The organism is Aeromonas sp. QDB23 (genome assembly GCF_027707745.1).
Classification (GTDB): domain Bacteria; phylum Pseudomonadota; class Gammaproteobacteria; order Enterobacterales; family Aeromonadaceae; genus Aeromonas; species Aeromonas allosaccharophila.
The window spans coordinates 1-12,983 of sequence record NZ_JAPCJA010000017.1 but is presented as its reverse complement, the minus strand read 5'-3'; the positions used below and the strand labels follow the sequence as shown (position 1 = coordinate 12,983).

Annotated in this window: 14 protein-coding genes; 8 read left to right on the top strand and 6 right to left on the bottom strand. The window is 61.7% G+C overall.

What is annotated here, in order from left to right:
• Positions 1–21 precede the first annotated feature (21 nt).
• From nrdG to PG888_RS09605, 3 genes are all read left to right on the top strand, one after another.
• Positions 22–531, top strand: a complete 510-nt coding sequence (gene nrdG / locus PG888_RS09615; RefSeq protein ID WP_182939113.1) for an anaerobic ribonucleoside-triphosphate reductase-activating protein — start codon at positions 22–24, stop codon at positions 529–531.
• Between the two features lie 64 nt (positions 532–595).
• The gene (locus tag PG888_RS09610; protein ID WP_005343870.1) at positions 596–766 is read left to right on the top strand and encodes a YqaE/Pmp3 family membrane protein; all 171 of its coding nucleotides are present in this window, start codon (positions 596–598) and stop codon (positions 764–766) included.
• A 177-nt stretch (positions 767–943) separates the two neighbouring features.
• Positions 944–1,336 carry an energy transducer TonB gene (locus tag PG888_RS09605; protein ID WP_111809204.1) on the top strand — a complete coding sequence of 131 codons (393 nt, stop codon included), beginning with the start codon at positions 944–946 and terminating at the stop codon, positions 1,334–1,336.
• A gap of 56 nt (positions 1,337–1,392) precedes the next feature.
• Here the strand turns inward: PG888_RS09605 and PG888_RS09600 are convergent, their stop codons facing one another.
• The 5 genes from PG888_RS09600 to PG888_RS09580 all read right to left on the bottom strand — a co-directional run bounded on the left by PG888_RS09600 (position 1,393) and on the right by PG888_RS09580 (position 5,481).
• Positions 1,393–1,749, bottom strand: a complete 357-nt coding sequence (locus PG888_RS09600) for an MliC family protein (RefSeq protein ID WP_182939114.1) — start codon at positions 1,747–1,749, stop codon at positions 1,393–1,395.
• Between the two features lie 147 nt (positions 1,750–1,896).
• Positions 1,897–2,655, bottom strand: a complete 759-nt coding sequence (locus PG888_RS09595; protein ID WP_139409426.1) for a substrate-binding periplasmic protein — start codon at positions 2,653–2,655, stop codon at positions 1,897–1,899.
• Positions 2,656–2,818: 163 nt separating this feature from the next.
• Entirely contained in the window at positions 2,819–3,922 is a 1,104-nt protein-coding gene (locus PG888_RS09590) for a DUF2955 domain-containing protein (protein WP_232093613.1), read from the bottom strand.
• Positions 3,912–4,967, bottom strand: coding sequence for an HlyD family secretion protein (locus PG888_RS09585; protein ID WP_042058530.1), 1,056 nt, complete (start codon positions 4,965–4,967; stop codon positions 3,912–3,914). Before PG888_RS09585 ends, PG888_RS09590 begins: the two co-directional genes overlap by 11 nt.
• Before the next feature lies 1 nt (position 4,968).
• Positions 4,969–5,481, bottom strand: coding sequence for a MarR family transcriptional regulator (locus tag PG888_RS09580; RefSeq protein WP_182939115.1), 513 nt, complete (start codon positions 5,479–5,481; stop codon positions 4,969–4,971).
• Positions 5,482–6,467: 986 nt separating this feature from the next.
• Here PG888_RS09580 and PG888_RS09575 point away from each other — a divergent pair.
• The 4 genes from PG888_RS09575 to PG888_RS09560 are packed head-to-tail and all read left to right on the top strand — an operon-like array spanning position 6,468 to position 11,643.
• A complete protein-coding gene (locus tag PG888_RS09575; protein ID WP_058052769.1) occupies positions 6,468–7,784 on the top strand; it encodes a 2-hydroxycarboxylate transporter family protein in 1,317 nt (438 codons plus the stop codon).
• A gap of 23 nt (positions 7,785–7,807) precedes the next feature.
• Positions 7,808–9,358, top strand: a complete 1,551-nt coding sequence (locus tag PG888_RS09570; RefSeq protein ID WP_182939116.1) for an NAD-dependent malic enzyme — start codon at positions 7,808–7,810, stop codon at positions 9,356–9,358.
• Positions 9,359–9,375: 17 nt separating this feature from the next.
• Positions 9,376–10,944 (top strand): ATP-binding protein, encoded by a 1,569-nt coding sequence (locus tag PG888_RS09565; RefSeq protein ID WP_042658008.1) that lies wholly within the window; start codon positions 9,376–9,378, stop codon positions 10,942–10,944.
• Positions 10,945–10,947: 3 nt separating this feature from the next.
• Positions 10,948–11,643, top strand: a complete 696-nt coding sequence (locus PG888_RS09560; protein ID WP_042058521.1) for a response regulator — start codon at positions 10,948–10,950, stop codon at positions 11,641–11,643.
• An 81-nt stretch (positions 11,644–11,724) separates the two neighbouring features.
• Here the strand turns inward: PG888_RS09560 and PG888_RS09555 are convergent, their stop codons facing one another.
• Positions 11,725–12,624 (bottom strand): DMT family transporter, encoded by a 900-nt coding sequence (locus tag PG888_RS09555; RefSeq protein WP_182939117.1) that lies wholly within the window; start codon positions 12,622–12,624, stop codon positions 11,725–11,727.
• A 90-nt stretch (positions 12,625–12,714) separates the two neighbouring features.
• Here PG888_RS09555 and PG888_RS09550 point away from each other — a divergent pair.
• A partial coding sequence (locus PG888_RS09550; protein WP_270815729.1) for a transposase domain-containing protein occupies positions 12,715–12,983 on the top strand: 269 nt, incomplete at its 3' end.

The window sequence follows — 12,983 nt, the reverse complement described above, 5'->3', positions numbered from 1 at the left end:
GAACGAGGCAGGAAACAAGCGATGCACTACCACCAATACTACCCGGTCGATGTGATCAATGGCCCCGGCACCCGTGTCACCCTGTTTGTCTCGGGCTGCGAGCATAAGTGCCCGGGTTGCTACAACCAGAGCACCTGGCGGCTCGATGGCGGCAAGCCGTTTGATGAGGCGATGAGCGATCGCATCATTGCGGATCTCAATGACACGCGTATCAAACGGCGAGGTCTGTCGCTCTCCGGCGGCGATCCGCTCCACCCGGCCAACGTGCCCCACGTGCTGGCACTGGTGAAACGGGTGCGCGCCGAGTGCCCCGGCAAGGATATCTGGTGCTGGACCGGCTATTTGCTCGGCGAGCTCTCGGATGCCCAGCGTGAGCTGGTGGCCTTGCTGGATGTGCTGGTGGATGGCAAGTTTGAAAAGGAGCTGGCAGACCCGGGCCTGCTCTGGCGGGGCAGCAGCAATCAGCAGATCCATGACCTTAACGCCTGGCGTAATGCGGATGAGCGAATTCCCTGTCTGGTTTGCAGTTGAAGCCCGGGATGTTTATGGTTAGCCCACTCCAATCCTGACGACATTCTTGAAGAGGAGAGCCGAGATGAACAATCTGCTCAAGATCCTGCTGGCCATTTTCCTGCCCCCGGTGTGCGCTTTTATCCAGGTGGGTTTTAGCCTGCACTTTTTAATCAACATTGTGCTGACCCTGCTGGGCGGTCTGCCGGGCATGGTGCATGCGCTCTGGCTGGTGGTGAGCGACAAGCGCGGCTGATGCCAGCGGCTGGTTAGTGAGCTCATTGACGATAAAAGGGCCAACCTCTCGGGGTTGGCCCTTTTGTTCATGTTCATACGAATACTTTTTCGTTAGGATGGGTGACTGACCAAGGGGGCGCGTGTTGAGCGCCCCGCAGTCCGGCAACAAGCACCGGCAGAGAACAAGGAGCGTTACATGAAGTGGAAAGTCGCAGTATGGTCAGGTCTGGCTGTGACACTGTTGTTGGGGTGCTCATCCCGTCAGGAGGTGGCGCACGAGCGCGCTCCGATCGCTATCCCTCTCGAGCAGTTGTCCAGCTACTGGGTTCAGGAGAAGCAGTGGTCATGGCTTGGCAATGACGAGCCCGCCCTGCCGGCCAAACCGGTCAAGGGGTATGTGGAAGTACGCTATCAAATCGACGCCAGCGGCACGCCGGTCAAACCGGAAGTGGTGGCGGCCGAGCCCCCCGGCGAGCTGGAGCAGAGCGCACTGGCGACCCTCTCGCGGATCCGCTACAGCCCGGCAGAGGGTAACCCGGATGCCATTCCGGTCGAGGTGATCAACCGCTTCGAGATCGAGATCAACTGACCCCCCACCACTTCGATGCCAGAGAAACAGAGACCCCGGCCAGGCCGGGGTCACGTTTATTGCTGTTTGCAGTCGTTGTAGGCGGTCTGCCACTCGCCAGCCTGATCCCGCAGCTCGACAAAACCCTCGTTCCCCTTGTTCCACCAGACGGCTTCGTGCTCGTCCGTATAGCGGGCACCGGAGGCTGAAATGGCCTGGGGCAGGGTGTAATCCTTGCCGTCCGGCAGCGACAGCTTGATAAAGCTGAGGCTCTCGTCGGAGAGAGAGAAGTAGCGCACCTGCACCTTCTTGCCCTGCTCGCACTGGTAACTGACCGGCTCGCCACCGGTGACGGAGAGGGTATTGCCCTGATTGCAGCCGGCGAGCAGGCCGAGGGCCAGCGCACCAGCGGCCATCATATGTACTTTATTCATGATTACAGCTCCATTGGTGTCATACGGGCGTCAGCCTAACAGGTTGCCGTTATTGTGCAATCAGCGGGGCCATTCGGTGCGTCGCTGGCTGTCCGGCATACCGTCGCGAGTGTGAGGGGGGGATCGGCGTTAGCAAGGTATCCGCCATCAGTGCAAGCCGAGTCGGGTTTCAAACTGGCGGATCAGAGTCTCATAGGTGCCGTTGTTCTTGATCTTCTGCAGCCCCTGCTCGAACCGCTTGGCCAGCGCTTCCCCTTGCGGGGCGTTGCGGGAGAAGGCGAGCCAGAAGCCATCGGTGGAGAGTTTGCCAACTTTGACCACCTTACCGGTCAGCTGCTTCTGCTGGATCTTCAGGTAGCCCGGCATGCCGTTCATCAGGATGTAGTCAACCCGACCGCGCACCAGCATCTCGAGGATCTGGGCATCGGATTTGGCCTGAAAGCGGGTGATCCTGGGGTTCTCCATAAAATCGGTGGGATAGGTGTAACCGAGCGTGATGCCCACCCGCTTGCCTTCCAGCGAGGTGAGCTTGAGATCCCGTTGCGGTTCGCTGGCGAGGGCGAAGATGGCGAGATCTTCCTCGAACATGGGGGTATCGTGCCAATGGTACTGGTAACGGTTCTCTTCGGTGATGGTGGCGTTGAAGCACCCCGCAAGTTTGCCGCTTTTCGCATCGTGCATGCAGCGGGCGAAGGGGAGGGTGCGAAACACAATCTCGATCCCTTCCGCGGCGAACACTGCCTTGACCAGCTCCGGCGCCAGCCCGCGAGGCTGGCCATCCTCCTTGTCGCGCTCGCAGTAGGGAGCCCAGTCATCCTCGGCGCCAATGATCAGCGGGGCGGCCCCGAGCGAACTGGTGGCCAGCAGCACCAGACAAACCAGCCATTTTTTTAACCACGGAACCATAGGCACACCTCATCGACAGCAGCCTTACAAGCATAGCCACACTTCTGCGCTGATCCGTGGCGGCAGGAGGGAGGCAAATAAGAGAGACAAAAAAACGCCCCGGCAGGCGACGGGGCGAAAGAGAGCTCATCCATGGGCTGACAACAGTGTTTACAACAGGAAATCAGTAACCGAAGCGGGTTGCCTCGAAGCGGTTGAGCAGCCGGTGGATGAGGTAGCAGGCCAGCAGGGTGACCACGATGGCAAACAGGATGCTGCTGACCCGGTAGAGGGCGCTGAACACCAGATCGTTGCCCGGGGTGAGGTATTGGCCAAACAGGATACCGAGGGTGGTGAGGGCGCCGAAGCCGACCCCCGAGCCGCCAGCCTCCTTGACGTGGGCATGGCTGAACAGCATGGCACCGAGCCACAGCAGCGGGGCGACCAGCAGCAGTTGCCCTGACCAGTCATAGAGCACCAGCTGGCCGAGCAGGCCAAAGGTGACCCCCAGCAAGGTGCCCATCGCCCGTTTGCGGGCATAACTGAGGGCGCCGTTCCAGTGCATGGGGAACAGCACCAGCAGGGTGGTGGCCTGGGCCGACATGGAGTCACGCAGATCAAAAAGCTGAAAGGTCAGGAACGACAGGGTGGCCACCGTGGCCCCCAGCAGCGCCTCGTGGCGCATCCGGTGCGGCGCCTTGGCGGCGGGTGCCGGTTTCGGTCGTGCCTCTAGGTCGGGGATCAGCGCCGTCATCAGATAGGCGATCAGCACCGACAGGATGTTCGCCCAGATATTATTGAAAATCAGATCGTTAAGGTCGGTCTGCGGATAGCTGGCAAAGTGCAGCATGATGCTGAGGCTCAGCACCCCGTTGGCCCCGAACAGAAACAGACTGCCGCGCGACATGGCAGCGAAGCGGTAGAGAAACAACAGAAAGGCGATGGGGGTCATCAGCACCGGATGGCTGCCAAACAGCCCCCCCAGCAACCCGACCTCCACACCACAGACCACTGCCGACGCGATAAGCTGGCGGGCGGCATGGCCATTCATCACCGGCACCATCCCCAGCAGCAGCACCGGGGTGACCGTGTAGAAGACCCCGTAACCCCAGCCAAACAGCTTGCAGAGCAGAAAGCCCGTGGTGCAGCCAAAGGCGATACGCAAACACTGACGCAGCTCGTTGCCGGTAAGGGGCCGATGCCAGAGGTGCGCGGCGTGATGAGCAGGCACGGTATTGGTAGCTACGGAGGTCGCTACGGGATGAGTAGATACCTGATTAATAGACATAATGCAGCAGGCTGAGCAGGTGGATCTGGCCCCGTGCCAGCATGGCGGTCAGGGCATTGTCCGGCAGCAGTTGCACCGTGGCCCGCGCCCCGGCTGGCAGGTGGTCGGGTAACTGCTCCAGCTCGAGGTGCAGCCGCATCCGCTGGGCATCCCGAACCCAGCGATCAGACTCCACTGGAGCTGCAAGTCGACCGTTGGCATCAAACTGACCGGCACTCACACCGGCATCCAGACTGCTCACCCGGGCAGGATAGAGTTGGCCCGGTTCGCCATCGAAGGCGACCAGTGCGCGGGTTTGCTCGCCGACATGGCGCAGGCTCTTCTCGCGAAAATCGGCGATCACATCGACCTGCTCCGACACCAGCGCCAGCAGCGGGCTGCCCGCGCTGGCGATACTGCCCGGTTTGAGCTGCAGGTTGGTGATGGTGCCATCCTGATCCGCATGAACCCGGCTATAGGCGAGCGCCAGCTCCGCTTGCGCCAGCTTGTTGCGGGCCTGGCGCAGCAACAGATTGTCCTCACCGGTCACGCCACGGCTGGCCTTGATCTGGGCCAGTTTGGCCTGACTGGCGCGCAGGTTGGCCTGAGCGCTGCGCAGGGCGCTGTCCGCCTCATCTTTTTGTTGCACTGAGACCATGTGGCGCTGGAACAGCGCATCGGTCCGCTCCGCGTCCCGCCATTTCTGGCTGGCCAGCGTCTCTTTGGCGCTGATATCGGCGGCGGCAGCGGTCAGTTCGGCGTCCAGTTCACGGTTCTGTTGTTCGGCCTGCGCCAAGGCCAAACGGGCCTGCTCTACCGCCAGAGCGAAGGGCTCGGGATCCAGGGTAAACAGCAGGTCCCCTTTCTTGACTTGCTGGTTGTTGTGAACGGCAACCTCGACCACCTTGCCGCTCACTTGCGGGGCAAGCTTGGTGACCACCCGGGTCGCCATCGCCTGCGGCGTGAGGGGCATCAGCAGATCGGCTACCAGAAAATAGGCGAAGAGGGCGGCAAAGCCTGCCATGGACCATTTGATCCAGCGGGTAAATTGTTGATCCGGTGTCATCTTATTCTCTCTCTGTGCTGGCATCGGGAGGGCTTGTATCGCCTCCTGCCTGTCGGTCGTGGTGCTGTTCAATCTTGCTGAGGGCGTTGGCCGAGATCCGCTGCACCGTGGCTTCAAACAGTTGCAGGGTCTGTTCGTCGATGCCCCCCAGCAGCTCGCGGCGGATATTCATGATGCGGTCGGCGATCTGATCGAGCAGGGTCTGGCCGGCCGGGGTCACGCAGACGATGCGGGCCCGCTTGTCCTGACTGCAGCAGTGGCGCTCAATCAGCTCCTGCTCTTCCAGCTGGCCCAGAGTGCGCATCAGGGAGGGGAGCTCTATCTCGAGGGCTTCGGCCAGGGTCTTCTGGCTGACATGGTTCCCCATGCGGGAGAGTTTCCACAGCGCGGTCCAGCGGGGATGGGTGAGGCCAAGGGGAGCCAACTCCAGATCGGCGGCAGTACGCCATAGCCGGTGCATCCGCGCTATCTGCTCGGCGAGCGACAGCTCGCGCAACCTTTCCAGATCCGTCATCTTCTCATCCTCAATCTACTTAGCCTGCTAAGCATTTTACTTATTTAGCAGGCTAAGTAAATAGTGTGATGGTGATCGTGTTTTTGGTCGGATCTTTCGTCGGGGTCGGATGAGTAGCATTCGGGCCGCTGATATTGTTTGCTGCACTGATCCACTCGGGGCTCTTTTACCGCTCCGGATAGGATGCCGTGCAGGGAGGATATTAGGCGGATATTTTCATGAAATTTTCAGGTCCGGCGAGCGGCGCTTTTTTTATCCGCTAATATTGATGGGGTTATAAAACAAGGGGGAAACGGGTTGTGGATGGATATGACAGTGGATGTGTGTATCTGGCAATTGAAACTCTGTTGAGTGACGGGGAATATGGTGCAGAGTCACATCATGGCGTGAATCGGGATGGTGCTGTCAGAAGTGCCGATATCAGCCATGATTTTGACCCCGCCAATATTCCATTATTGTTGGCAGAATAGACCTGACCGTGTGTGATCCTTGCGAGTTCAAGCCAGTGCCCTGGTATTCGCTGGCTTGACTCATCACAATATCAACGCTCTTCCTTGCGCCGCCTCTCTCGCCATTTTGCATCTCGCTGGCAGCACGAATGTGCGCGCAATCCCTGATACCACCTGCCGTGACGACCGCGCCATCGGGATGACATTGCCCGCTGATTATCACTCACAGGATCTGTGAGGATAAATGGTCGCAGGGTTTGTCATCTGGCTCTGTTATTTCCCCAAAGGGGAGCGATCATCAGATTGCTATTACTGCTGATCACCCAAATAACCGCCATACGTGTCGCTCGTTTTATCTTCTTGCTTCCTTGTCTGGCCGGGTATCGATGGCGTGGTGATCTATTGAGTCACGCAGTTTGGCGACACCATGATGTTTAAGTTTTTAATGTTTTTATATGGCTTTGCAGTCTGGCTAACCGACAGGGGCGAGGGGGATCAATAAAGTAGCGGCCACAATCACACGCAGAGTACATAACAATGAAAAACCTCTCTACCCTACAAACCACACAAGAAAAGGCCGCCTTGATGGGCGGCCAACAAATTGCCGGTATGCCGCTCTTTATATTTCTGGGGCTGGCGACCTGTGTTCTCTTTTCCGGCTGGAACGGTTCGCTGCCACTGGGCATGGTCGGTGCGCTGGCGCTGATGTTCGTGCTGGGCACCCTGCTGACCGAGTTGGGGGAGCGGATCATGCCGATCCGTGAATATCTGGGGGGCGGCACCATCCTCGCTATTTTTGGCGGCGCCGCCCTGTTCGAATACCAGCTGCTGCCGGTGCAGGCGGGACAGGTCATCACCAACTTCATGAAGGAGGGGGGCTTTCTCAACTTCTTTATCGCCAGTCTGGTGACCGGTTCGGTGTTTGGCATGAGCAGTGCGTTGCTGAAAAATGCCGCCATGCGCTATCTGCCGGTGATCCTCGGCGGCGTGGCGCTGGCACTGCTGAGCGTCGGCTTCGTCGGCTCCCTGATGGGTTACGGCTTCAAGAATGCGGTGCTGCTGATTGGCCTGCCGATTATGGGCGGTGGCATGGGGGCAGGGGCGGTGCCACTGGTGGAGATCCTCTCCGGCCCGATGCAGATGTCCAGCGCCGACCTGCTGTCGCGCATGGTGCCGGCGGTGGTGATCGCCAACACCCTGGCCATTCTGGTGGGCTCCCTGCTGGCACGCCTCGGCCGCCGTTACCCCTCCCTGACCGGCAACGGCAAGTTGATGGTCAAGGAAAGTAGCCAGAGCATCGCCGAGGAGCAGGTTGAAGCACCGACCCTGCAGAGTCTGGGCATGGGGCTCTTTATCAGCTCCAGCATGTTTGTGCTGGGCTCCCTGCTCGGCAACTTTATCCCCATGCACCCCTTCGCCCTGATGATTCTGGCGGTCGCCTTTATCAAGGTGAGCGGCGTGTTGCCGCGCCGTTATGAGCAGGCTGCTGCTGACTGGTATCAGTTTGTGGTGAGCAACCTGACCCCCTCCCTGCTGGTGGGGATCGGTGTCGCCTACACCAGTATTCCGGAGCTGATCAGCGCCTTCTCCATCAGCTACTTCGTGCTGGTCATGGTCACCGTGATCGGTGGTGCCCTCGGCGCGGCGCTGGTGGGCCGGATGATCGGTTTCTATCCCATCGAGGCGGCCATCACCGGCGGACTCTGCATGGCCAACATGGGTGGCACCGGCGACGTGGCCGTGCTCTCGGCGGCCCAGCGGATGAAGCTGATGCCCTTTGCCCAGATCTCCTCTCGCCTCGGCGGCGCCGTGATGCTGATCCTGGCCACCGCCCTTATCTCCCTGCTTGCCTGATACCGGATTGAGGAACACATAAGATGAACGACATCATGATGGGCACCAGCCTGCCCTATGCAGAACGCAAGCGTCAGGGCGTACGAGGCCGCATGCCCCACAAGGAGGAGTCACTCTCCCAGCAGCGGCGCCGGATCTACCGCTTGGTCAGCGCGATGCAGAGCCCGTTTGACCAGCATCTGCTGCTGCGCCAGTTGCAGGAGGACAACCCGGTGCTGTTCTACGATCTGGTGCGCCACCACCTGCCGGAGCTGCTGCCGATCATCTACACCCCGGTGGTGGGGGAGGCATGCCAGCGCCACAGCGATCTCTATCTGCGCAGCCACGGGCTCTATCTCTCCTGGCACGACCGGGACGATCTCGACGACATCCTCGAGTCGGTGGAGCAGGAGGTGGACGTGATTGTCATCTCCGATGGCGAGCGGGTGCTGGGGCTCGGCGATCTCGGCATCGGTGGCATGGGGATCTGCATCGGCAAGCTGGCGCTCTATTCAGCCGCTGGCGGCATCAACCCGGCGCGCACCCTGCCGCTCTGTGTCGATGTGGGCACCAACAACCCCGAGCTGCTGGAGGATGACTCCTACCTCGGCTGGCAGGCCCAGCGGATCGATGGCGAGAGCTACTACCACTTCATGGACAAGGTGGTGGCCGCCATTCGCAAGCGCTGGCCGCAGGTGGTGCTGCAGTTTGAAGACTTTGCCGGCAAGCACGCCGCCAACCTGCTGACCCGCTATCGGGACGAGCTCTGCATGTTCAACGACGATATTCAGGGCACGGCGGCGGTCGCCTCTGCTTGTGTGCTGGCCGGTCTACAGCAGGCGGGCACCGCCCTGTGCGATGCTCCCGTGCTGATCGTCGGCGCGGGTTCGGCCGGTTGCGGCATCGCCGCCATGCTGGCCCAGCTGGCGGGGGGCAGTGAGGGGGTCTGGCTGTTTGATCAGGACGGGGTGGTCTGCAGCGATCGCTCAACGCTGACTCGCGCCCAGCAGCCGTTTGCCCGCGCGGTGAACGAGGGCAACAGTTCGCTGCTGGAGACCATCCGCCAGGTGCGCCCGGCGGTGCTGATCGGGGTGAGCGGTCAGGGTGGCCTCTTTACTGGCGAGGTGTTGCAGGCGATGGGGGAGGTGTGCGAGCAGCCGGTGATCCTGCCGCTCTCCAACCCGACCCGCAGCGCCGAAGCGACGCCCGAGCAGGTGTGGGCGGCCACGGGTGGCCGCGCCCTGCTGGCGACCGGCAGCCCGTTTGCGCCGGTGACGGTGGCCGGTGAGCGGCGGGTGGTCTCCCAGTGCAACAACGTCTATGTCTTTCCGGGCATTGGCCTGGGGGCCTGCGCCGTCAAGGCGCGCCGCATCAGCGACGGCATGTTGCTGGCCGCGGTGCGGGCGGTCGGCGCCTATCCGCTGGTCGCGGGCCGACTGCTGCCCCCGATTGAACAGGTGGGAGAGGTGGCCCGCGCCGTGGCCAGAGCGGTGGCGCTCTGTGCCCGCGAGGAGGGCCTGGCCGATTTTGCCGGTGATCCGGCTCCTTTGATTGACCAGACCTGGTGGCATCCGCACTATTGGGCTGCGTCCTGACGATTTAAGGTATGTGCATGAAACTTCGCCATCAGCTGGTCACCCTCTCTCTTGGGCTATCCCTGCTGCTGATCCTCATTCTGGGCAGCCTGCTGGCCCTCTTTATCCGTCATCTGCTGGAGAGCAATCTGCAGGATAAGGGGAGCGATCTGGCGCGGGTCATGGCGGCCGATACCCGGGTGGTAGAGGCCCTGCGTCAGGGCAGTGACCCTACCCTGCGCGACTACATGGAGGCGGTCTGCAATCGCACCGATGCCACCTATATGGTGGTGACCGACGAACATGGTCGTCGTCTCAGCCACCCCAACCCCGAGCTGGTGGGACAGAAGTTCCGTGGTGAGGATATCTGGCCCGCGCTGCAGGAGCGGCGCAGCTACTGCTCCAAGGATCGGGGCACCATGGGGCCGGCGATCCGCTGCTTCTCCCCGGTGGTGGGCGGTGACGGGCGCGTCATGGGGGCCGTGGTGGTGGGCTACCTGATGCAGCAGGTGGAGGGCATCTACATGGAGCGGGTGGCCCTGCTCGTCTGCGCCATTGTAGCGGTGCTGGGATGCGGCCTGCTGCTGGCGCTCTGGGTGCAATATCTGCTGCGCAAGACCCTGCTCGATCTGGAGCCGGAGGCGATCGTGCGCCGCTTCACCCTGCAGGATCTGGTGCTGGAGCACATCACCGAGGGGGTGATCGCGCTCGATAGCAGCGGCAACATCAACATGATCAACAGCACCGCCAGTTATCAGTTGCGGCTGCCAGGTACCGGGCGTCACGCCCTGCTGGGGCAGTCGTTGGCGGAGCTGGTGCCGCCGCTGCGCCCCTGTCTGGAGCAGGAGGCGGGGGAGGTGAGCTTCACCATTCAGGGGGAGTCCTTCGTCGGCCGCTGGCAGGCGGTGCAGGGCAAGGCGCCGGGGCGGCTGCTGATCTTCAGTCGTCCGGAGGTGGCTGCCAGTCTGGGGGTGCAGGTAACCCACCTGCGCCAGTACGCCGAGATGCTGCGGATGCAGAGCCACGAGTTTGCCAACAAGCTGAGCAGCCTCTCCGGCCTGTTGCAGCTGGGTCATGTGGATCAGGCGGTGGAGTTGATCCAGCAGGAGAACGAAGCGTGCCAGACCATGTTGCAGGAGCTGCTGCGCCTGATCGACAACAAGCCGGTGGCGGGGCTGATCCTCGGCAAGTTCAGCCGGGCCCGCGAGCTGGGGGTGACCCTGGAGCTCGATCCCGACTCGGCGCTGGCGGAGTATCCGGCCTCGGTCTCTGCCGATCTCATCACGCTGATTGGCAACCTGCTGGACAACGGTTTGCAGGCGGCCTGGCGCAACCGCCAGCAGCGGCCGCCCCGGGTGCTGCTCTCTCTGTGTGATGTGGGGCGGCGACTGGTGATCGAGGTGGAGGATAGCGGCGAGGGGGTCGACGAGGCGCTGGCCGATCACCTGTTCGATTACGGGGTGAGTCGCCAGAGCGGTGATCACGGGGTCGGCCTGTTCCTGGTCAAGGAGACCGTGGCGCGGCGCGAGGGTGTGATAGAATGGCGGCGAACTGCCGAGCAGACCACACTGTTTGGTATCTACTTGAATAAAAACCAATTAATGTGAGCCATGGACCCAATAATCACGCTTGTTATTGAAGATGACGATCGGATCGGTGCCATCTTGTCAGAGCTGGTGGCGGCAACATCCGGTTTCTCCCTGCTGGGGCGGGCCGGCACCCTGGCCCAGGCCGATGCCATGATGGCCGGTGTGGTGCCCCAACTGCTGCTGGTGGATGTCTCTCTGCCCGATGGCTCGGGCCTCGAGTGGGTGAGCCGCCTGCGCAGTCACAATCGCGAGGCTTATGTCATCATGGTCACCGCCTCGCGCGATGTGGAGACCATCCAGCAGGCCCTCAATCTGGGGGTCCATGACTATGTCATCAAACCTCTGCGGTTGTTTCGCATCCAGCAGAGTCTGGACGAGATCCTGCAACTGCACAGCAGGCTGTGCGAGCGGGGACGGCTGGAGCAGGACGATCTCGACAAGCTGCTGGGCAAGGGGGGGCGGTCCCAGATCAAGGAGATGCGCGTCACCCCCAAGGGGATCGACAGCATTACCCTGCGTCAGGTGCTGGATCTGCTGGCGGGCGAACCGGAGAACGTCTTCTCCACCGACACGGTGGCGCTGCGCTTGTCGCTCAGTCGTACCACGGCGCGCCGCTATCTGGAGTATCTGGAGTCGGAAGACCGGGTCGATGTGGATCTCAACTACGGTCAGCGGGGGCGACCGGAGCGGCGCTATCGCTGGCGCCGGGCGGGGTAAGCCTCAGGTTGATGCCAACATGCACGTGAAAACAACAAGGGAGCCAGCGGCTCCCTTGTTGTTTCTGGACGTTGTTCGTTCTCACGCAGCTTCCCGTTCGACCACCGGCGCACGTCTCTTCAGTTGGGAGGCCATCACCCCGCCCAGGATGAGACCCCCGCCCAGCAGGTGATAGCCGTGGATCGGCTCCCCCAGACTGATGACGGCGATCAGCGCCGTACAGAGTGGCAGCAGGTTCATAAAGACCGAGGTGCGCTCGGCCCCCATACAGGCGAGGCCGCGCATCCAGCAGTAGGCCGCCAGCAGGGACGACGCAAGCCCGGCAAACAGCACCAGCCCCCACCCTTCGGCGGGCACCGCCAGCGAATCGGCACTCAGAGCAACTGGCACCAGCAGCAAGACTGCCAGCAGGACTTGCATATAGAGGTTGAGCCAGGGGCCGAACGGCAGTTGCCAGCGGCGGATCAGCAGCCCGTAGAGGGCATAGCTGACAGAGCCCAGCAGCATCATGCCATCACCGGGGTTGATGCCGTTCTGCAGCAGCGCCAGCGGTTGGCCCTTGCTCAGCAGCCAGAACACCCCGAACAGCGAGATGCTCATGCCCGCCAGCGCCTGTTTGCCGGGACGCTGAGCGAAGAAGATGGCGCCGAGCAGCAGGGTCAGCATCGGGATCAGCGAGCCGATCACCCCCATGTTGGTGGCAGAGGTACTGTGGGCGGCGTAATAGGCCAGACACTGGAACAGCACCATGCCCAGTGCCGCCAGCACCAGCAGCTTGCCAAACCAGGGGCGGATCTCGCTGCGGCGGCGCCACAACTGGGGCAGGCAGAAGGGAGTCAGTGCCAGCGCGGCAATGACCCAGCGATAGAAGGAGATGGCCGCCGGGTCGAGTACGCTGGCCGCTGCCTTGGAGACCACGGTATTGGTGGCCCAGATCAGCACCGCCATCAGCGGAAAGAGCAGGGGGGAAAAGATTCGCATCAGAGGCTAATGCCGATCAGTTAAGGATCCATTGACCGATCCTCCTGATGTGTAAAAATCCGAAACCTGTTGATTGGTTTCGGATTTTTTATGCGTATCGACCAGGCTCTCGACTTCCTCCACGCCAGCAATCCCGCTCAGTTTGAGTCACTCTCCGACCTCATTTCCCCCGAGCTCATCACAACTCTGCTCGCCGAAGAGGATGTCGTGACCCTGCGCCGTCGCCGCATGCCCATGGAGCGCCTGGTCTGGGCCATCATCGGCATGGCCATGTTCCGCCACGTCCCCATGACCCAGCTGGTCAATCAGCTCGATATCCTGTTGCCCGGTGACCGTCCCTTTGTTGCCCCCAGCGCCTT